Genomic DNA, 19,196 nt, shown 5'->3' on the forward strand with positions numbered 1-19,196 from the left:
GGGCCGCCTCCGCACGGGGTACCGGCGGAGACGGCCCTCAGGGCGTCAGCAGTCAGCGGTCAGCAGTCGGACGTCCGGTAGTCGGACGTCGGCGTCGGGTCCGGGTCGAACGGGACGTCCGAATCGGGGCCGGAGTCGGTCCGGCGTCCGGGGTCCCGTCGCGGCGTCGGTCGCGGGCGTCAGCCCAGCTTCGACACGTCCCGCACCGCGCCCTTGTCGGCGCTCGTGGCCATCGCGGCGTAGGCCCGCAGGGCGGCGGACACCTTGCGCTCGCGGTTCTTGGGGGCGTACACGCCGCCGAGGGCCGCCTCGCGCCGGGCGAGCTCGGCGTCGTCCACGAGGAGCTCGATGGTGCGGTTCGGGATGTCGATGCGGATGCGGTCGCCGTCCTCGACGAGGGCGATGGCGCCGCCGGAGGCCGCCTCGGGGGACGCGTGGCCGATGGACAGGCCGGAGGTGCCGCCGGAGAAGCGGCCGTCGGTGATCAGGGCGCAGGTCTTGCCGAGGCCGCGGCCCTTGAGGAAGGACGTCGGGTAGAGCATCTCCTGCATGCCCGGGCCGCCCTTGGGACCTTCGTAGCGGATGACGACGACGTCGCCGTGCGTCACCTGCTTGTTGAGGATCTTCTCGACGGCCTCCTCCTGCGACTCGCAGACGACGGCCGGGCCCTCGAAGGTCCAGATCGACTCGTCGACGCCGGCCGTCTTGACCACGCAGCCGTCGACGGCGATGTTGCCGCGCAGGACGGCGAGGCCGCCGTCCTTGCTGTAGGCGTGCTCGGCGGAGCGGATGCAGCCGCCCTCGGCGTCCACGTCCAGCGCCTCCCAGCGCTCGGACTGGGAGAAGGCCTCGGCCGAGCGGACGCAGCCGGGGGCCGCGTGCCACAGTTCGAGCGCCTCGGGCGAGGGGGAGCCGCCGCGGACGTCCCAGGTCTTCAGCCAGTCCGCCAGGGACGGGCTGTGGACCGAGAACACGTCCTCGTTGAGCAGGCCCGCGCGGTGCAGTTCGCCGAGCAGGGCGGGGATGCCGCCGGCCCGGTGCACGTCCTCCATGTAGTACGTGCGGTCCTTCGCCACGTTCGGCGCGACCTTGGCCAGGCAGGGCACGCGGCGCGAGACCTCGTTGATCTCCTCCAGGCCGAAGGGGACGCCCGCCTCCTGGGCGGCGGCCAGCAGGTGCAGGATCGTGTTGGTCGAGCCGCCCATCGCGATGTCGAGGGCCATCGCGTTCTCGAAGGCCGCGATGGTGGCGATGTTGCGGGGCAGGACCGTCTCGTCGTCCTGCTCGTAGTAGCGGCGGGTGATGTCCATCACCGTGCGGCCGGCGTCCTCGTACAGCGCCCTGCGGGCGGTGTGGGTGGCCAGGACCGAGCCGTTCCCGGGGAGCGAGAGGCCGATGGCCTCGGTCAGGCAGTTCATCGAGTTGGCGGTGAACATGCCGGAACAGCTGCCGCAGGTCGGACAGGCGTTCTCCTCGATACGGAGGATGTCCTCGTCCGAGATCTTGTCGTTGACGGCGTCCGAGATCGCGTCGACCAGGTCGAGCGTGCGGACCGTGCCGTCGACGAGCGTGGCGCGACCGGACTCCATCGGGCCGCCGGAGACGAAGACCGTCGGGATGTTCAGGCGCAGGGCCGCGTTCAGCATGCCCGGGGTGATCTTGTCGCAGTTGGAGATGCAGATCAGGGCGTCGGCGCAGTGCGCCTCGACCATGTACTCCACGCTGTCCGCGATCAGGTCGCGGGAGGGCAGGCTGTAGAGCATGCCGCCGTGGCCCATCGCGATGCCGTCGTCGACGGCGATCGTGTTGAACTCGCGCGGGATGCCGCCGGCCGCGGTGATCGCCTCGCTGACGATCCGGCCGACCGGCTGGAGGTGCGTGTGCCCGGGCACGAACTCGGTGAAGCTGTTGGCCACCGCGATGATCGGCTTCCGGCCGATGTCCGCACCGGGTACACCGGAGGCGCGCATAAGGGCGCGGGCGCCCGCCATATTGCGGCCGTGGGTGACTGTGCGGGACCTCAGCTCGGGCATCGTCGCTCGCTCCTTCAGAGACTGCGATCAGAGACTTCTGACTGCTAACGAGCGTACGCCGGTCATCCAGGGGGCGGACACTGTGTCCGTATACCGGGACGAATGTCTCACACCTGCGGGCGATGGCTCACGGTCCGGTCAGGTGGCCCTGCACGACCGGCGCCACGCGCGCGATGATCTGCTCCAGATCCGCCGAGGCCAGCGGCTCGACCTTGATGACGTACCGCAGCATCGCGCAGCCGACCAGCTGCGCCGCCGCGAGTTCGGCGCGCAGCTCGGCGTCCGGCAGGTCGAGCTGGGCGGCGATGCGGCGCAGCAGCTGCGAGGAGACGAGGCGGCGGAAGACGGCGGCCGCGGTGTCGTTGTCGACCGCCGAGCGCACGATCGCCAGCAGGGGCTTGCGGGTGGTGGGGTTCTCCCAGACGCCGAGGACGAAGCGGGCGAGCCGCTCGCCGACCTGGTCCGGGGGCCCGTCGGCGACCGCCTCCGGCGCGTTGAGCGCGGGCGCGAAGGCCACCTCGATCGAGGCCTCGAAGACCTGCTCCTTGGTGCCGAAGTAGTGGTGCACGAGGGCCGGGTCGACACCGGCCGCCTTCGCGATGCCGCGAACGGACGTCTTCTCGTAACCCCGCTCGGAGAACTCCTCACGGGCGGCCGCCAGGATGCGGTCCCGGGTGTCCGCCGACTCCGCGCGTGGGGGGCGGCCCCGCCTGCGGGCCGTGACGCCGGTCATCGGCGGCGGGCCTTCGGACGCCGGAACCCGGCCGGGGACTTCGGCGAGGAGGACCTCGAGGAAGGCATCGCGGGCCCCGAGGAGCCGTCGGGCCCCGAGGCGCCGTCGGACGCCGAGGAGCCCGTCGGCGACGAGGGCCCCGGAGGCGTCGAGGAGCTCTCCGGCGGGGGCGCGGCGGCCGGAGAGGCCGGGGAGGCCGGAGAGGCCGCCGGGAACCGCCTGGCGGCCGAAGAGGGCGCGGGGGCCGAGGAGGGCGACGCGAGGTGCAGGCGGGTGAAGGCGAGGGCCTCCGCCAGGTCGGCCTCGCGTTCGGCGCCGGACATCGCGCGCCGCGTGTTGACCTCGATGACCACATGCCCGTCGAAGCCGGTCAGCGCGAGCCGCTCCAGCAGCTCGGCGCAGGGCTGGGAGCCGCGCCCGGGCACCAGGTGCTCGTCCTTCGCCGAACCGTTTCCGTCGGCGAGGTGGACGTGACCCAGCCGGTCGGCCATGCGGTCGACCATCTGCATCGCGTCCGCGCGGGCCGTCGAGGCGTGGCTGAGGTCGATCGTGAAGTGCCGGTAGTCGTCCTTCGTGACGTCCCAGTCGGGCGCGTAGGCGAGCATCTCGCGGTCGCGGTAGCGCCACGGGTACATGTTCTCGACGGCGAACCGCACATCCGTCTCGTCGGCCATCCGCCAGATGCCGGTGACGAAGTCGCGCGCGTACTGGCGCTGCCAGCGGAACGGCGGGTGGACGACGACGGTGCTCGCGCCGAGCTTCTCCGCCGCCGCGCGGGCCCGCTGGAGCTTCGTCCACGGGTCGGTCGACCACACCCGCTGCGTGATCAGCAGACAGGGGGCGTGAACGGCGAGGATCGGGATGCGGTGGTGGTCGCTGAGCCTGCGCAGCGCGTCGATGTCCTGGCTGACGGGGTCGTTCCAGACCATGACCTCGACGCCGTCGTAGCCGAGGCGCGCGGCGATCTCGAAGGCCGTCGCCGTCGACTCCGGGTAGACCGAGGCCGTCGACAGGGCGACCTTCGCATCCGGGATCCGCACGACTGGCTCTGCCATGGGGGACAGGTTACGGGGTGCGGTCGGGTGGGACCGCGCGCCCGATCGCCGTTGTGGTGTTCCCCACGGGTGGGCGTGTGCGCCGGGGTCGTGCGGTCCGCCGACCGCGCCCCCCGCATGAGGGGCGGCACGGGGGTGGGCGGCCGGGTGCCGGCCCGGGCGTCGTCCCGGGCGTCGGGGTGTCCGCCGGCCCGGGCGTCGGGGTGTCCGCCGGCCCGGGTGCCGGCTTGGTCGTCAGTCCCGGTCGTCGGCCTGTCCGTCGTCCCGGGCGCCGGGCTGTCCGTCGTCCCGGGCGCCGGGCTGTCCGTCGTCCCGGGCGCCGGGCTGTCCGTCGGTCCGGGCGCAGGCCCGGGCGTCAACCCGTCCGCTGCCCCGCCCAGCGGTCCGTCAGCCGGCCCGTCCGGCGGTCCCGGTCACGTGGACGCCATGTGATCGAGCTTGCGGAGGATCACGCCCTCCCTGAGGGCCCAGGGGCAGATCTCCAGCGTCTCCACGCCGAAGAGGTCCATCGCCCCCTCGGCCACCAGCGCGCCGGCGAGAAGCTGGTTGGCGCGGCCCTCGGACACGCCCGGGAGCTCCGCGCGCTGGGCGGTCGTCATGCCGGCGAGGCGGGGCACCCAGGACTCCAGGGACTCCCGCTTGAGCTCACGCTGCGTGTAGAGGCCCTCGGTGGAACGGGCGGCGCCTGCTATGCGGGCGAGCTGCTTGAAGGTCTTCGAGGTGCCGACGACGTGGTCGGGGGCGCCGAACCGGCTGAACTCGCCGACCGTGCGGGCGATCTGCGCCCGGGCGTGACGGCGCAGAGCGCGTATGTCCTCGGGGTCGGGCAGGTCGCCGGGAAGCCAGCCCGCGGTGAGGCGGCCGGCCCCCAGCGGAAGGGACGCTGCCGCGTCGGGCTCCTCGTCCATGCCGTACGCGATCTCCAGGGAGCCGCCGCCGATGTCCAGGACGAGCAGCTTGCCCGCCGACCAGCCGAACCAGCGGCGGGCGGCGAGGAAGGTGAGCCGGGCCTCCTCGGCGCCGGTGAGGACCTGGAGCTCCACACCGGTCTCGGCCTGCACGCGCGCGAGGACGTCGTCGGCGTTGGTGGCCTCGCGCACCGCGGAGGTCGCGAACGGCAGCAGGTCCTCGACGCCCTTGTCCTCGGCGGCCTGCAGGGCCTCGTGGACGACCGTGATCAGCCGCTCTATGCCGTCGTCGCCGATCGCCCCGCCCTCGTCGAGGAGTTGGGCGAGGCGCAGTTCCGCCTTGTGCGAGTGCGCGGGAAGGGGCCGCGCGCCGGGGTGGGCGTCCACCACCAGCAGATGCACCGTGTTCGATCCCACGTCGAGGACACCGAGTCTCATGTAGGGCACGCTACTGCCCGTGCGACCGTGCTCCGGCCCCGAAGCGCCTTCCGGCGACTTACCCTGGACGGGTGCCAAAGACGAAAAAGGCGAAGACCGACAAATCCACCGGCGGTTCTTCGCGGGCGGACGCGGTGACGGCAGCCAAGAAGGCGAAGAAGGTCCTGGAAGCGACCCTGGCAGCGGACGAGAAGGGGCTCGACTTCGCGCGCGCGTGGGTGGAGTTTCCGGATCCGGCGGACGACGAGCAGGTCTTCCGCTGCGATCTGACATGGCTGACCTCTCGCTGGAACTGCATCTTCGGCAGCGGCTGCCAGGGCATCCAGGCGGGCCGCGCGGACGACGGGTGCTGCACGCTGGGCGCCCACTTCTCCGACGAGGACGACGAGAAGCGCGTCGCCGGGCATGTGGCGAGGCTCACCCCCGACATCTGGCAGCACCACGCCGAGGGCACACGGGACGGCTGGATCGCCGAGGACGACGAGGGCTCACGGCAGACCCGCCCGTTCAACGGCTCGTGCATCTTCCAGAACCGTCCGGGCTTCGCGGGCGGCGCGGGCTGCTCGCTGCACATCCTGGCCCTCAAGGAGGGCCGCGAACCGCTGGAGACCAAGCCGGACGTCTGCTGGCAGCTTCCGGTGCGGCGGACGTACGACTGGATCGACCGGCCCGACGACACGCGTGTGCTGCAGGTGTCGATCGGCGAGTACGACCGGCGGGGCTGGGGCCCGGGCGGCCACGACCTGCACTGGTGGTGCACGTCGGCGACCTCGGCGCACGGCGCGGGCGACCCCGTGTACGTCTCCTACCGGCCGGAGCTGACCGAGCTGATGGGCAAGGCCGGCTACGACCGCCTGGTCGAGCTGTGCGAGGAACGCCTCGCCGGGCAGCTCCCGCTCCTCGCCCCGCACCCGGCGGACCCGGTGCGCCCGACGGCCTGAGCGTCCGGGGCGCGCCCGACGGGCCGGGTGCCCGCGACACGCCCGGATCATGCCGCGGCGTGGGCGACGACGCGGGCGGTGACCTGGGTGAAGACACCGGCCAAGACACGGGCGAAGACATGACGGGCGCGGCTCAGGACGTCGCCGGGCTCGGGGGGTCGCCGTCGCCGGTCGGCGGTGGCGGGCTCTCCGGGTCGGTCGGGGTCGGGTCGGCCGGGGTCGGGTCCGGGTCGGAGGGCGGGTCGGTGGGGGTCGGGTCCGGTCCGGAGGGCGTCGTGGGCGTGGGTTCCGGGTCCGTGGCCGGCGGCGGGTCGCCGTGGCCCGTACCGGGGCCGTGTCCCGGACCGTGCCCGGGTCCGTCTCCGGGTCGGGACGGGCCGGGAGCGGTGCCGTAGCCCCCGATCGAGACGACGGAGCCGGCCGGGGCGATCGCCACGCGTGCGTGCCATGGCCCGGCCGGCTCGCGCAGATGATCCACGTACACCCTCACCGTCACCGACTCGCCGGGCCGCAGGACGCCCGCGGACCGGCTCAGGTACAGCCAGGGCGCCGCGGTGACGGCCGACCAGCGGACCGGACCGTCGGCGTCCGCGTCCGCGGTCAGGGTGACGAGCGTGGTGTCGCCGTGGGTGGCGGCCGTCACGGAGAGCCGCCCGGCGGCGCTCTCGCCGAGTCCCGAGACGCTGACGACCTCCACCGACACGTCCGGGTCGTCGCCCTTCGCACGGTCGCTCCGGGGGCGGGTGCTGACGTTCCCGGCGTTCTCGTAGCCCTCCGTCTCGCCGTCCAGGCTGTCGGAGCCGTGCGCCTCGCTGACGCCGACCGAGCGTCCGTCGGCGCCCTCCCCCGTCGGCGTTCCCCGGTAGGCCGCCCACAGGGCGAGCACGGGAGCGGCGACGACGGTGGCGACGACGGTCGTCGTGACGGCACGCGCGCGCAGCCGCTCCCGGCGGGCTGCGTGGTCCTTGGGGTCCATGGGGAAGCCGCGCCGGTCGTAGCGCGGCACGGCGGCCCGCCGTGCGCGCGGAAGGCGGTTCAGGGCGACGCGCAGCCGCGCGCGGGGCGCTTCCAGGACGGGCAGTTCGGCGGGGGTGACGCCGGCGCCGGGCCAGCGACCGGGAACGGCGCGTCCGGCGGCCCGCCGGCAGTGCGGGCAGTCGTCGACGTGCCGGACGAGTTCCCGGCGCAGCGCGGCGTTGAGCACGAACTGGTTCCCGCCGGTCAGCCGCGCCACGCCGGGACAGCCGCCGGTCTCGACCACGGCGAGGGCCGCACGCGTGCGTTCCACCTCGCAGGCGGCCGTGGCGAGCAGTTCGCGGGCGGCGGCGAGGTCCTTGCCGAGGACGGCGGCGACCTCGTGGACGGCGAGGTGGTGGCGCACGGCGAGTTCGAGCGCCTCGCGCTGTTCCGGGGTGGTCCCGGCGGCCTCCGGCCAGGCCAGCCGGGAGAGCTCGCGCCTTCGCCGCTCCTGGTCGGCGTCGGGCGCGCAGGCCGTGGCCGAACGGGCGGACGGGGCGGACCCGGACGGCGTGGGCCCGGACGGGGCGGCAGACGGGGATGCGGTTCCCGGTTGCGGACCCGGTTGCCGGCGGCTGCCGTCACGGTGCGCCGCGTGTGCGTTCCGGTGATTCTGCCTGGCCTCGGCGAGCTTGCGCAGACAGGCCCAGCGGGCCAGGGCGTAGAGCCAGGCCCTGCGGTCGCCCGCGGCGTCCGGCCCGCGCTGACCGCGCCGCTCGGCGAACGCCAGCGCGTCGACGAGGGCCGCGGTGGCCGCCTCGTGGTCGCACAGAACGGACAGACAGTAGGTGAACAGGCCGTCCAGGTACGGCTCGTAACGCGTGGGCGGCCGCTGCGCGAGCGTGCGCGCCGCAGCGCCGTCGCGCGCCTCCCGGTGCGCCCGGTGCGCGCCGGTCGTGCGGGTCGAGGTTTCCGGGCTGCTGCTCATCACCCGTGCGACCGTAGGCGGCACGGAACCAGGTCTTCTTGTCCCTTGAGTCCTTTTAATCCGTACGGGTGAAACGATCCCTCAAAAGGGGACCGCCCAGGGGGGACGCGTGGCTCGTTCGTGAGGGGACGTGGCTGATTCACAGGGGGCGTCGGTGTTTCGCGCCCCCTTCATCCACAGGCAGACCCGGCTGTCGGTGCGGGCGGTTACGGTTTCCCCATGGCTGCCCGTACGAAGACCACCAAGGACCGTCCGTCCTACCGCTGCACGGAATGCGGCTGGCAGACGGCCAAGTGGCTCGGCCGCTGCCCCGAGTGCCAGGCCTGGGGCACGGTCGAGGAGTACGGCGCGCCCGCGGTCCGCACCACTGCGCCGGGGCGCGTCACCACCTCCGCCCTGCCCATCGGCCAGGTCGACGGGCGGCAGGCCACCGCCCGCCCCACCGGCGTGGCCGAGCTGGACCGCGTCCTCGGCGGCGGGCTCGTGCCCGGCGCGGTCGTGCTCCTGGCGGGCGAGCCGGGCGTCGGCAAGTCGACCCTGCTGCTGGACGTGGCCGCCAAGTCGGCGAGCGACGAGCACCGCACCCTTTACGTCACGGGCGAGGAGTCCGCCTCGCAGGTCCGGATGCGCGCCGACCGCATCGGCGCCATCGACGACCACCTGTACCTCGCGGCGGAGACCGATCTGGCGGCCGTCCTCGGCCACTTGGACGCGGTCAAGCCGTCCCTGCTGATCGTGGACTCCGTGCAGACCGTGGCCTCCCCGGAGATCGACGGCGCGCCCGGCGGCATGGCCCAGGTCCGCGAGGTCGCGGGCGCCCTGATCCGCGCCTCCAAGGAACGCGGCATGTCCACGCTGCTGGTGGGCCACGTCACGAAGGACGGCGCGATCGCCGGCCCCCGCCTCCTCGAACACCTCGTCGACGTCGTGCTGAGCTTCGAGGGCGACCGGCACGCCCGGCTGCGCCTGGTGCGCGGCGTCAAGAACCGTTACGGCGCGACCGACGAGGTCGGCTGCTTCGAACTGCACGACGAGGGCATTACGGGCCTTGCGGACCCGAGCGGACTTTTCCTGACCCGTCGTGACGAACCGGTACCTGGCACCTGTCTGACGGTCACCCTGGAGGGCCGCCGGCCCCTGGTCGCCGAGGTGCAGGCGCTCACCGTCGACTCCCAGATCCCCTCCCCCCGCCGCACGACGTCCGGCCTGGAGACCTCGCGCGTCTCGATGATGCTGGCCGTCCTGGAGCAGCGCGGCCGGATCAGCGCGCTCGGCAAGCGGGACATCTACTCGGCGACGGTCGGCGGCGTGAAGCTCTCGGAGCCCGCCGCGGACCTCGCGATCGCCCTCGCCCTGGCGTCCGCCGCCAGTGACACCCCGCTGCCCAAGAACCTCGTCGCGATCGGCGAGGTGGGCCTCGCGGGCGAGGTCAGACGGGTCACGGGCGTCCAGCGCAGGCTCGCCGAGGCCCACCGTCTGGGCTTCACGCACGCACTCGTACCGGGCGATCCCGGCAGGATCCCCGCGGGCATGAAGGTCCTGGAAGTGGCCGACATGGGGGACGCCCTGCGGGTCCTGCCGCGCTCCCGTCGCCGAGAGGCCCCACAGGACGCGGAGGACCGCCGGTAGACTTTGCCCTGGTCTCGCCCGTCCGTACGAACGAGTGCGCGAAACGGGGACGCCCCAGACCCCAGTGACCGGAGGAGTGCAGTGGCAGCCAACGACCGGGCGGCAGCTCCCGGAAAGTCCGGTGGGAGTTCCGGTTCCGACGGCCTGATGCGCGCCGCGCTGAGCGCGGTGGCCCCCGGCACGGCCCTGCGCGACGGCCTGGAGAGGATCCTCCGCGGCAACACCGGCGGGCTGATCGTGCTGGGCTCCGACAAGACGGTCGAAGCGATGTGCACGGGCGGGTTCGTCCTGAACGTGGAGTTCGCGGCCACGCGCCTGCGTGAGCTGTGCAAGCTCGACGGCGGCATCGTGGTCTCCTCCGACCTGTCGAAGATCCTCCGGGCCGGCGTCCAGCTGGTGCCCGATCCCATGATCCCCACGGAGGAGACCGGCACCCGGCACCGCACGGCGGACCGGGTCAGCAAGCAGGTCGGCTTCCCGGTCGTCTCGGTCTCGCAGTCCATGCGCCTGATCGCCCTGTACGTCGACGGGCAGCGCCGGGTCCTGGAGGACTCCGCGGCGATCCTGTCCCGCGCGAACCAGGCGCTGGCCACCCTGGAGCGCTACAAACTCCGCCTGGACGAGGTCGCGGGAACGTTGTCAGCGCTGGAGATCGAGGACCTGGTGACGGTCCGGGACGTCTCGGCGGTGGCCCAGCGACTGGAGATGGTGCGTCGCATCGCCACCGAAATCGCCGAATACGTGGTCGAACTGGGCACGGACGGACGACTGCTCGCCCTCCAGCTCGACGAGCTGATCGCGGGCGTGGAGCCGGAGCGCGAACTGGTGGTCCGGGACTACGTCCCCGAGCCGACGGCCAAGCGTTCCCGCACGGTCGACGAGGCGCTGCACGAACTGGACGCGCTCACCCACGCCGAGCTCCTGGAACTGTCCACGGTCGCCCGCGCGCTGGGCTACACCGGCTCCCCCGAGGCACTGGACTCGGCGGTGTCCCCACGCGGCTTCCGCCTGCTGGCGAAGGTGCCGCGCCTCCCCGGAGCCATCATCGACCGTCTCGTGGAGCACTTCAGCAGCCTGCAGAAGCTGCTCGCCGCGAGCGTCGACGACCTCCAGACGGTGGACGGCGTGGGCGAGGCGCGGGCCCGCAGCGTCCGCGAGGGCCTGTCCCGACTGGCCGAGTCCTCGATCCTGGAGCGTTACGTCTAAACCGTCCCCGCGTGCGGCAGCGCGTGACCGCCGGGGGCGCGACGGGCGGAGGCACCGCGGGGGGCGAGCGGGCGCGCGCTCAGTCGTCCTTGAGCACGAACGACGCCTGCGCCTTCGCGAAGCCCGGGGCCTGCGCCTCGAGGAGATACGTGCCGGCCTTGGCCGTCCCGGCCGGCGGAGTCGCGCACTGGGGGGCGCTCGGCCTGCGGTCCCACTTCACGGTGTAGGTGAAGCTCTGCCCGGCCGGCACCCGGTACAGCAGGCTCCCGGTTGCCTTGGGGCAGTCGGCGGAGGACCAGTAGTCGTCGTCGTCGGACGCCTGAGTGATCGTCAGCACCGCCCGCTTCGGGCCGAGATCGACCTTGCAGTCGCTCGCCGAGCTGTTCTTCGCGATCAGCTGGAAGGTCGGCGTCTGGTCGGGCGAGTAGTCGTTGCGGACACTGCGCAGCGTCCAAGTGACCGCGCCCGCAGTGCAGTCGGGGAGAGCGGTGCCGACGGGCAGCGTCGTGGCCGTACCGCCGCCACCGCCGCCGGCCCCGGCCCCGCCCGCGTCGGCGCCTGCCGCGTTGCCGTCACCGCTGCCGTTGGCGCCGTCGTCGGTGTCGCCGGCACCGGCCGAGCCGCCGCCCGAACCACCGGAACCGGCGCCCGCGTCCGCACCCGATCCGTCGGTGGACCCCGGGCTCGACTCGTCGCGCCCGCCCGGGTTCTGGCTGATCGCGGGCCCGGATCCGGACGGCCCGGGCGTGATGGACGAGGCGGGGTTCTTGCCGTTGCCCTTACCGGCCCCGTTCCTGCCCCCGCCCCCGCCCGAGGTCACGACCCACAAGGTCAGCAACGCCAACAGGGCGAACACGGACAGCAGTACGACCCTCCGTCGCCAGTAGATGGAGGAGGGAAGCGGCCCGACCGGATTGCGCAGAGATCCCACGGCGCAAACTGTACGAGAGATCGTGGTGTTCACCGGCCCCACCCGCCGCTGGGAACACAACTTTTCCGGATCATCATCCCGGAAACCGTTCTCGCGCGCCCGACTTCGGCCCGCCGGGTCATCGCTCCTTGACGATCACCCCGCCGCACCCACCGCCGCACCCCCGGCACGCGCGCGTCCCGGCCGAGTGGCGGTGCACGCGCGGGCGCCGGTGGGCATGGCAGGATCGGAAGGGCCATGACTGCGCCCACGAAGCCCCCGCACAGCGGCCCCGCCCGGGCCGAAGCCGACGCCGACGCCCTCGGGGCGGACCTGCACTCCCCCGTGATCGACTGGTTCGACGACAACGCCCGTGACCTGCCCTGGCGACGCCCCGAAGCCGGCGCGTGGGGCGTGATGGTCAGCGAGTTCATGCTCCAGCAGACGCCGGTCAGCCGGGTCCTGCCGGTCTACGAGCAGTGGCTCGCCCGCTGGCCGCGCCCCGCCGACCTGGCCGCCGAGGCCCCGGGCGAGGCGGTACGCGCCTGGGGGCGGCTCGGCTACCCGCGCCGCGCCCTGCGACTGCACGGCGCCGCGACGGCGATAACGGAACGGCACGGCGGCGACGTGCCGTCCGACCACGCCCAGCTGCTCGCGCTGCCCGGCATCGGCGAGTACACGGCCGCGGCCGTCGCCTCCTTCGCGTACGGGCAGCGGCACGCCGTCCTGGACACCAACGTCCGCCGGGTCTTCGCGCGCGCCGTGACGGGCGTGCAGTACCCGCCGAACGCCACCACGGCCGCCGAGCGCAGACTCGCCCGTGCCCTGCTGCCCGACGACGAGCCGACGGCGGCGCGTTGGGCCGCCGCGTCCATGGAGCTCGGCGCGCTCGTGTGCACGGCCAGGAACGAGACGTGCGTGCGCTGCCCGATCGCCGGGCAGTGCGCGTGGCGGCTCGCGGGCAAGCCGGAGCACGACGGACCGCCGCGCCGCGGTCAGACGTATGCCGGCACCGACCGGCAGGTCCGGGGCAAGCTCCTCGCCGTCCTGCGGGACGCGCACGCGCCCGTGCCGCAGACCGCCCTCGACCGCGTGTGGCACGAGCCGGTGCAACGCGCGCGTGCGCTGGACGGGCTCGTCGCGGACGGACTGGTGGAGCCGCTCCCCGGCGGGCTGTACCGCCTGCCGCTGAGCTGACCGCCACCGAGCCGGCCGTCACCGAGGTGGCTGCCACTGAGGAGACTGCGACCGAGCTGACTGCCACTGAGGTGACCGCGACCGAGCTGACGCATGGTCACTTCACAGGCGGCGGCGTCCTTCACAGACTTCATCGAGCCGTGACGGTGCCTGTGTCACACACAACGAGGGGGCAAAGCGCCCCATACTTGGGCCATCGAGCCTGGCTCTCTACCCAGAACTCATTTCCGTTACACAACCGACGGACAGCCGAGCGCTAGCCGCAGGCTGCTTCGGACAGCCCCGTGACAACACCTCCGTAGCTTCGTTTGCGTGCCCACCGAGAACACCGGGCCACCGACCACAGCAGGAACCGGCAGGCGACAGCCCGCCGGAACGGGGAAAAGACGGAGGGGTTCACCATGGCGCAGGGCGAGGTGCTCGAGTTCGAGGAATACGTCCGCACGCGGCAGGACGCACTGCTGCGCAGCGCCCGACGTCTGGTCCCGGACCCGGTCGACGCACAGGACCTCCTGCAGACCGCGCTGGCCCGCACGTACGGCCGCTGGGACGGCATCGCGGACAAGCGGCTCGCGGACGCCTACCTGCGCCGGGTCATGATCAACACGCGCACCGAGTGGTGGCGGGCCCGCAAGCTGGACGAGGTGCCGACGGAGCAGCTCCCGGACGCCCGGGTGGACGACTCCACCGAGCAGCACGCCGACCGCGCCCTGCTGATGGACGCGATGAAAGTCCTGGCTCCGAAGCAGCGCAGCGTCGTGGTGCTGCGACACTGGGAGCAGATGTCCACGGAGGAGACCGCCGCTGCCCTCGGCATGTCGGCGGGGACGGTCAAGAGCACGCTGCACCGGGCGCTCGCCCGGCTCCGCGAGGAGCTGGAGGCCCGCGACCTGGACGCACGCGCGCTGGAGCGTGAGGAGCGGGAGCGTTGCACGGCGGCCTGACCGACAAGGGCGGTGTCGATGGCCCCGTCGTGCGCCCCGGGGGCGGGCGGCGAGGCGCCGGGGGATCCTTCGACATGAACCATGGGCCGACACCGGCCCGAGGCGCCATCCAGGCGGCGACCACGGCGATGGCCGTGCTCGCCGCCCTTGCCCTTTTCGCCTCGGCCTGTGCGACCGGCGGCACCGGCGCACGCGACGAGGGGCCGGCGCACGGCGACGCGGTGGCGGGCGCGAACCCCATGCCCGAGGCCGCCGCCTCCGAGAGCCTCGACCAGTCGGACGCGGTCCAGCTCATCAAGGACGACCCGGCGGTCTCGGCCGAGGTCAAGGGCGGGCTCAAGCCCTGCGTCGGCGACGAGTACCCGGTGGACGTCTCCTACGGCAACCTGACCGGCGGTACCGGCGACGACGTCATCGTCAACGTGCTGACCTGCGGTGACGCGGTCGGTGTGGGCTCCTACGTGTACCGCGAGAGCGACGACGGCTACCAGAACGTGTTCAAGGCAGAGGAGCCTCCCGTCTACGCGGAGATAGACCGGGGCGACCTCGTGGTGACCAAACAGGTGTACGAGAAGGGCGACCCGGTCTCCAGTCCGTCCGGCGAGAACGTGATCACGTACCGCTGGGCCTCGGGCCGCTTCATGAAGGAGTACAGCTGGCACAACGACTACAGCAGCGTCGGCGGCGGGGCGCCGACGCCGGTGCCGGAGACCGGCTGACCCGCCCGGAAGCGGGCGATCGCAAAAAACTTCGGCCGGCGTGAACCGATCGGGGTGCTCGGTGCGATCAATGAGTGGACGGGCAAGGCGGCGGCGCGGGAAGTGAACGCTCGCCGTGCTTCGCGCGTCCCTCCAAGGGGCGCTCCGACAGGAACCCGACAGCAGCACGAGACCGCATACGAGAACTGAGAGCACCGGGATGGCAGACCAGACCCACGTCCTGTTCGTCGAGGACGACGACGTCATCCGCGAAGCCACCCAGCTCGCCCTGGAGCGGGACGGCTTCGCGGTCACCGCGATGCCCGACGGCCTCTCCGGCCTGGAGGCGTTCCGGGCCGACCGGCCCGACATCGCCCTGCTGGACGTGATGGTCCCCGGCCTGGACGGCGTGAGCCTGTGCCGGCGCATCCGCGACGAGTCCACGGTGCCGGTGATCATGCTGTCGGCGCGCGCCGACTCCATCGACGTCGTCCTCGGCCTGGAGGCCGGCGCCGACGACTACGTGACCAAGCCGTTCGACGGAGCGGTGCTGGTCGCGCGGATCCGCGCCGTGCTGCGCCGCTTCGGTCACGCGGGCGGCGGCGACCGCACCGAGCCCGAGGCCGCCGCCGAGGGGGGTGTGCTGGCCTTCGGCGACCTGGAGATCGACACCGAGGGCATGGAGGTGCGCCGGGCCGGACAGCCGGTGGCGCTCACGCCCACCGAGATGCGGCTGCTGCTGGAGTTCTCCTCCGCTCCGGGCACGGTCCTCTCCCGCGACAAGTTGCTGGAGCGGGTGTGGGACTACGGCTGGGGCGGCGACACCCGGGTCGTCGACGTCCATGTGCAGCGGCTGCGGACGAAAATCGGTCAGGACCGCATCGAGACGGTCCGCGGCTTCGGCTACAAGCTGAAGGCCTGAGCGGGGCGGGGACAGGGATATGCGGGGGATGATCGAGCGTCTGGTACCGGCGCGCGCGGCGGGCGCGGGCATCCGCACAGGGCTGCGATGGAAGCTGAGTGCGGCGATCGCGCTGGTCGGGGCGCTGGTGGCGGTCGCGCTCAGCCTCGTCGTGCACAACGCCGCACGCGTGTCCATGCTGGACAACGCCCGGGACCTCGCCGACGAGCGGGTGCGGATCGCCCAACGCAACTACGAGCAGTCCGGGCGGCTGAACTTCCCCAACATCAAGATCGACGACCCCGGTCTGCCGACGTCGCTGCGGCACAAGATGCAGGAGGGGCGCCGGGCCACGTTCGTCTCCGACCGCCCCGGCGGAGTGCCCGACATCTGGGCCGCGGTGCCGGTCAAGGACGGGCACGTGCTGTCCCTGCACACCGGGTTCACCGACCGCAGCACGGACATCCTGAACGACCTCGACCAGGCTCTGGTGATCGGTTCCATCGCGGTCGTCCTCGGCGGCAGCGCGCTCGGGGTGCTCATCGGCGGGCAGCTCTCGCGCCGGCTGCGCAAGGCGGCCGCCGCGGCCAACCAGGTCGCCCGCGGCGAGTCGGACGTCCGCGTCCGGGACGCCATCGGCGGGGTCGTGCGGGACGAGACCGACGACCTGGCGAGAGCCGTGGACGCCATGGCGGACACGTTGCAGGAGCGGCTGGAGGCCGAGCGCCGGGTCACCGCGGACATCGCGCACGAGCTGCGCACCCCGGTCACGGGACTGCTGACGGCCGCCGAACTGCTGCCGCCCGGCCGGCCGACGGAGCTGGTCCTGGACCGGGCGCAGGCCATGCGCACCCTCGTGGAGGACGTGCTGGAGGTGGCCCGTCTCGACGGCGCCTCGGAACGCGCCGAGCTGCAGGACATCATCCTGGGCGAGTTCGTGGCCCGGCGGGTGGCCGCCAAGGACCCGGAGGCCGAGGTGCGGGTCGTGCACGAGTCGGTGGTCACGACCGACCCGCGCCGCCTGGAGCGGGTCCTGTTCAACCTGCTGGCCAACGCCGCCCGGCACGGCAAGCCGCCCATCCAGGTCACCGTCGAGGGGCGGGTCATCCGGGTCCGCGACCACGGTCCCGGTTTCCCGGAGAACCTGCTCGCCGAGGGGCCGAGCCGCTTCCGCACCGGAAGCGTCGACCGCGCCGGGCACGGGCACGGACTCGGACTCACCATCGCGGCCGGCCAGGCCCGCGTCCTGGGCGCCCGGCTGACCTTTCGCAACGTACGGCCGGCCGGAGCCGCGGAGCACATACCCTCCGAGGGCGCCGTCGCCGTCCTGTGGCTGCCCGAGCACGCCCCCACGAACACGGGCAGCTACCAGGTGATGCCGTAGGCCACCGGGGCCCGCAGAGGCCCACCGGGGGCCGGCGAGGCCCGCAGAGGCTCACCAGGGCCGGCGGGGCTCGCAGAGGCTTACCAGGGTCGCCGTACGCCCGCGGAAGTCCATCGGGGCGCGGGCCCGAGAGGCCCACCGGAGGCTACCGAGGCCTGCGGAAGTCCACCGGGGCGCCCGCGAACAGTGCGTGCGCCGAGGCTCGCGGGAAGTCTCCGGAGTCCGCCGAAGCCGGGCGGAAGTCCCGGAACCGCGGCGGCCCACCGGGTCCGACGGCGGGACGGGTGCGATGGCGGGAGCGGTCCGGCCGCCAGCCGAATCCGACTGCCGGACGAATGCGACCGCCAGACCGATCCGATCGCCGGACCGATCCGTTCGCCGGACCGATCCGATCGCCGGACGGATCCGATCGCCGAGCAGGTCCGACGGCCAGAGGGGTTCGACGGGCGGGCGCAGCTCCAGCGGCGGGCAGGGCTGACGGGGCACGCGGAGAAGGCCCCCCGGGGCGGACAGCGCCGGGAGGCCTTCGGTCGTGGTGGCCGGGTCAGACGGCCTCGACCACGGGCGGCTGCGGGGCCGCAGCGCCGGCCGGGGCATCGGGCTTCTGCGGCCCGGCGCCCTTCAGCGGGACTTCCTTGACGAACACCGCGGCCGCCAGTGCGCCCACCGCCACGACGGCGCCCAGCAGGAACGCCGAGTGCGTACCGGCCGACACCGCGTGCTGGTAGGCCTCACGGGCCGCAGCCGGAAGCTTCGCCAGGCTGGCCGCGTCCAGCTGAGCGGACTGTTCGGTGACCTTCGAGCCCAGCGCACCGGCCCGCTCGCTCATGACGTCCTGGACCCGGTTGTTGAACAGGGCGCCCATGATCGCGACGCCGAACGACGAGCCGAGCGTGCGGAAGAGGGTGGTGGACGAGGACGCGACGCCCATGTCCTTCATCTCGACGCTGTTCTGGGCGACCAGCATCGTGATCTGCATCAGGCAGCCCATGCCCAGGCCGACGACGGCCATGAAGACGCCGGAGGTGAGGCGGCTGGTCCCGGTGTCCATGGTCGACAGCAGGTACAGGCCGATCACCATCAGGACGCTGCCCACGACCGGGAAGACGTAGTACCTGCCGCTGTTGGTGGTCACCCGGCCCGCGACCATCGAGGTGACGAGCATCGCGCCGAGCATCGGCAGGAGCAGCAGCCCGGAGTTGGTCGCGGAGGCGCCCTGCACCGACTGCTGGTACAGCGGGAGGAAGAGCGTGGCTCCGAACATCACGAAGCCGGTGATGAAGCCGATGAGCGACATCAGGGTGAAGTTGCGGCTGCGGAAGATATGCAGCGGGACGATCGGCTCGGCGGCCCTGGTCTGCCAGAACACGAACCCGATGAGCGAGGCGACGCCGATCCCGATGAGTTCCATGATCCGCGCGGACGTCCACGCGTACTCCGTGCCGCCCCAGGTGGTGACCAGGACGATGGAGGTGATGCCGACGGTCAGCAGCGTCGCGCCCAGGTAGTCGATCCTCGACTGCGAGCGCTTCTTCGGCAGGTGCAGGACGGCGCTGATGAGGGACAGCGAGACCACGCCGAGCGGCAGGTTGATGTAGAAGGACCAGCGCCAGCCCCAGTTGTCGGTGATGGTGCCGCCGACCAGCGGACCGCCGATCATCGCGAGCGCCATGACGCCGGCCATCATGCCCTGGTACTTGCCGCGCTCGCGGGGCGGGATCAGGTCGCCGATGATCGCCATGACGCCGACCATCAGACCGCCCGCGCCGAGGCCCTGGACCGCGCGGAAGCCGATCAGTTCGCCCATGTTCTGGGCCATGCCGCTGAGCGCGGACCCGATCAGGAAGATGACGATCGACGACATGAAGGCGCCCTTGCGCCCGTACATGTCACCGATCTTGCCCCAGATCGGGGTGGAGGCCGCGGTGGCGAGGGTGTACGAGGTGACCACCCAGGAAAGGTGTTCGAGACCTCCCAGCTCGCCGACGATCGTCGGCATCGCCGTGCCCACGATCATGTTGTCGAGCATCGCGAGCATCATCGTGATCATGAGTGCCAGCAGGACGACCCGCACACTCCTGGGCTGTTTCTCGGCTTCTGTCTCGGTCGTCTGCGTGTCCGCCATCGTTCCCACTCCCCTGGACCACTCACCGCCGCCGGCCACTTACTTGCCGCCCGGCTAGTTCACTACACTGGGGAAGGTAGACCTGTAACTAGCCGGGCGTCAAGTAAGTTTTTCGGGGCGCGCCGGCCGGACGGCACCTGACTTTTCGC

15 protein-coding genes are annotated in these 19,196 nt (G+C 72.6%); 8 read left to right on the forward strand and 7 right to left on the reverse strand.

Annotated features, from left to right (window positions below):
- Positions 1-179 precede the first annotated feature (179 nt).
- The 4 genes from ilvD to OHS82_RS18920 all read right to left on the reverse strand — a co-directional run bounded on the left by ilvD (position 180) and on the right by OHS82_RS18920 (position 5,167).
- Entirely contained in the window at positions 180-2,033 is a 1,854-nt protein-coding gene (ilvD, locus tag OHS82_RS18905; RefSeq protein WP_057577685.1) for a dihydroxy-acid dehydratase, read from the reverse strand.
- Positions 2,034-2,160: 127 nt separating this feature from the next.
- Complete coding sequence (locus OHS82_RS18910; RefSeq protein WP_057577686.1) at positions 2,161-2,766, reverse strand: TetR/AcrR family transcriptional regulator; 606 nt, start codon at positions 2,764-2,766, stop codon at positions 2,161-2,163.
- Entirely contained in the window at positions 2,763-3,821 is a 1,059-nt protein-coding gene (locus OHS82_RS18915) for a sugar phosphate isomerase/epimerase family protein (RefSeq protein WP_328434188.1), read from the reverse strand. The genes OHS82_RS18910 and OHS82_RS18915 overlap by 4 nt, the downstream gene beginning before the upstream one ends.
- A 413-nt stretch (positions 3,822-4,234) precedes the next feature.
- A complete protein-coding gene (locus tag OHS82_RS18920) occupies positions 4,235-5,167 on the reverse strand; it encodes a Ppx/GppA phosphatase family protein (RefSeq protein WP_057577689.1) in 933 nt (310 codons plus the stop codon).
- A gap of 71 nt (positions 5,168-5,238) precedes the next feature.
- Here OHS82_RS18920 and OHS82_RS18925 point away from each other — a divergent pair, with 71 nt between their 5' ends.
- Positions 5,239-6,108 (forward strand): hypothetical protein, encoded by an 870-nt coding sequence (locus tag OHS82_RS18925; RefSeq protein WP_079041154.1) that lies wholly within the window; start codon positions 5,239-5,241, stop codon positions 6,106-6,108.
- A 133-nt stretch (positions 6,109-6,241) separates the two neighbouring features.
- Here the strand turns inward: OHS82_RS18925 and OHS82_RS18930 are convergent, their stop codons facing one another.
- Positions 6,242-8,053, reverse strand: a complete 1,812-nt coding sequence (locus OHS82_RS18930) for an RNA polymerase sigma factor (protein WP_063894241.1) — start codon at positions 8,051-8,053, stop codon at positions 6,242-6,244.
- 219 nt (positions 8,054-8,272) lie between these two features.
- Between OHS82_RS18930 and radA the strand changes: the two genes are divergently transcribed.
- Together radA and disA are read left to right on the forward strand one after the other, a co-directional pair.
- On the forward strand, positions 8,273-9,682 hold the full coding sequence (gene radA, locus OHS82_RS18935; RefSeq protein ID WP_057577692.1) for a DNA repair protein RadA: 1,410 nt from the start codon (positions 8,273-8,275) through the stop codon (positions 9,680-9,682).
- Positions 9,683-9,763: 81 nt separating this feature from the next.
- Complete coding sequence (gene disA, locus OHS82_RS18940; RefSeq protein WP_057577693.1) at positions 9,764-10,888, forward strand: DNA integrity scanning diadenylate cyclase DisA; 1,125 nt, start codon at positions 9,764-9,766, stop codon at positions 10,886-10,888.
- 79 nt (positions 10,889-10,967) lie between these two features.
- Here disA and OHS82_RS18945 read toward each other — a convergent pair whose 3' ends face one another.
- Entirely contained in the window at positions 10,968-11,819 is an 852-nt protein-coding gene (locus OHS82_RS18945; protein WP_328434189.1) for a hypothetical protein, read from the reverse strand.
- A 237-nt stretch (positions 11,820-12,056) separates the two neighbouring features.
- Between OHS82_RS18945 and OHS82_RS18950 the strand changes: the two genes are divergently transcribed.
- From OHS82_RS18950 to cseC, 5 genes are all read left to right on the forward strand, one after another.
- Entirely contained in the window at positions 12,057-12,995 is a 939-nt protein-coding gene (locus OHS82_RS18950; protein ID WP_328434190.1) for an A/G-specific adenine glycosylase, read from the forward strand.
- A gap of 401 nt (positions 12,996-13,396) precedes the next feature.
- The gene (locus tag OHS82_RS18955; protein WP_057577696.1) at positions 13,397-13,939 is read left to right on the forward strand and encodes a SigE family RNA polymerase sigma factor; all 543 of its coding nucleotides are present in this window, start codon (positions 13,397-13,399) and stop codon (positions 13,937-13,939) included.
- Positions 13,940-14,013: 74 nt separating this feature from the next.
- Positions 14,014-14,658: a hypothetical protein gene (locus OHS82_RS18960; protein WP_057578083.1), complete on the forward strand. Its 645-nt coding sequence runs from the start codon at positions 14,014-14,016 to the stop codon at positions 14,656-14,658.
- 199 nt (positions 14,659-14,857) lie between these two features.
- Complete coding sequence (gene cseB / locus OHS82_RS18965; RefSeq protein WP_057577697.1) at positions 14,858-15,559, forward strand: two-component system response regulator CseB; 702 nt, start codon at positions 14,858-14,860, stop codon at positions 15,557-15,559.
- A 19-nt stretch (positions 15,560-15,578) separates the two neighbouring features.
- Positions 15,579-16,922, forward strand: coding sequence for a two-component system sensor histidine kinase CseC (gene cseC, locus OHS82_RS18970; protein WP_057577698.1), 1,344 nt, complete (start codon positions 15,579-15,581; stop codon positions 16,920-16,922).
- A gap of 544 nt (positions 16,923-17,466) precedes the next feature.
- On the opposite strand, the gene OHS82_RS18975 is transcribed toward cseC, so the two are convergent.
- Positions 17,467-19,047: an MDR family MFS transporter gene (locus OHS82_RS18975; RefSeq protein WP_328434191.1), complete on the reverse strand. Its 1,581-nt coding sequence runs from the start codon at positions 19,045-19,047 to the stop codon at positions 17,467-17,469.
- Between the last annotated feature and the right edge of the window lie 149 nt (positions 19,048-19,196).

Source organism: Streptomyces sp. NBC_00425, assembly GCF_036030735.1.
In the GTDB taxonomy this organism is placed as follows: Bacteria; Actinomycetota; Actinomycetes; order Streptomycetales; family Streptomycetaceae; genus Streptomyces.

Coding starts and splice junctions, on each gene's coding strand:
- ilvD (WP_057577685.1), bottom strand. CDS start 2,033: ATGCCCGAGCTGAGGTCCCGCACAGTCACCCACGGCCGCAATATGGCG.
- OHS82_RS18910 (WP_057577686.1), bottom strand. CDS start 2,766: ATGACCGGCGTCACGGCCCGCAGGCGGGGCCGCCCCCCACGCGCGGAG.
- OHS82_RS18915 (WP_328434188.1), bottom strand. CDS start 3,821: ATGGCAGAGCCAGTCGTGCGGATCCCGGATGCGAAGGTCGCCCTGTCG.
- OHS82_RS18920 (WP_057577689.1), bottom strand. CDS start 5,167: ATGAGACTCGGTGTCCTCGACGTGGGATCGAACACGGTGCATCTGCTG.
- OHS82_RS18930 (WP_063894241.1), bottom strand. CDS start 8,053: ATGAGCAGCAGCCCGGAAACCTCGACCCGCACGACCGGCGCGCACCGG.
- radA (WP_057577692.1), top strand. CDS start 8,273: ATGGCTGCCCGTACGAAGACCACCAAGGACCGTCCGTCCTACCGCTGC.
- OHS82_RS18950 (WP_328434190.1), top strand. CDS start 12,057: ATGACTGCGCCCACGAAGCCCCCGCACAGCGGCCCCGCCCGGGCCGAA.
- OHS82_RS18955 (WP_057577696.1), top strand. CDS start 13,397: ATGGCGCAGGGCGAGGTGCTCGAGTTCGAGGAATACGTCCGCACGCGG.
- OHS82_RS18960 (WP_057578083.1), top strand. CDS start 14,014: ATGAACCATGGGCCGACACCGGCCCGAGGCGCCATCCAGGCGGCGACC.
- cseB (WP_057577697.1), top strand. CDS start 14,858: ATGGCAGACCAGACCCACGTCCTGTTCGTCGAGGACGACGACGTCATC.
- cseC (WP_057577698.1), top strand. CDS start 15,579: ATGCGGGGGATGATCGAGCGTCTGGTACCGGCGCGCGCGGCGGGCGCG.
- OHS82_RS18975 (WP_328434191.1), bottom strand. CDS start 19,047: ATGGCGGACACGCAGACGACCGAGACAGAAGCCGAGAAACAGCCCAGG.